Consider the following 412-nt stretch of genomic DNA (forward strand, 5'->3'; position numbering starts at 1 on the left):
GGAAAAAGAAATGACATTAGGGACAATGGCGGTAGACCATGAGCAGAGGATCGATTACGACAAGCTGAGGAAGGACCGCCTGGAGAAAACGCGGGAGCAGATGAAAAAGGACGGGCTTGGAGCGGTGCTGTTGTTCGATCCGGATAACGTGAGGTATGTGACGAGCACCAAGCTTGGAGAGTGGGTGAACAACAAGCTGAACCGTTACACGCTTCTTGCCGAAGGGCACGATCCGATCCTGTTTGAGATCGGCAGCGCAATCGGGACGAAGAAGATGCTGTGCCCGTGGATCAAGGACATCCGTCCGAGCAAAAACGATATGCGCGGGAGCATGACGCCGCTGTTAAAGTCGAATGAGAAGGTGATCGAGGAGGTGTACGAAATCCTCAAAGAGTGGAACCTTCACGAAGCG

General features: G+C 53.2%; 1 protein-coding gene. It reads left to right on the forward strand.

The features are described from left to right. On the forward strand, positions 1–412 hold a 412-nt coding region (locus CHK_RS06155; RefSeq protein WP_046443166.1), incomplete at both ends, for an aminopeptidase P family N-terminal domain-containing protein.

This window comes from Christensenella hongkongensis, from assembly GCF_000981035.1.
GTDB lineage: Bacteria > Bacillota > Clostridia > Christensenellales > Christensenellaceae > Christensenella > Christensenella hongkongensis.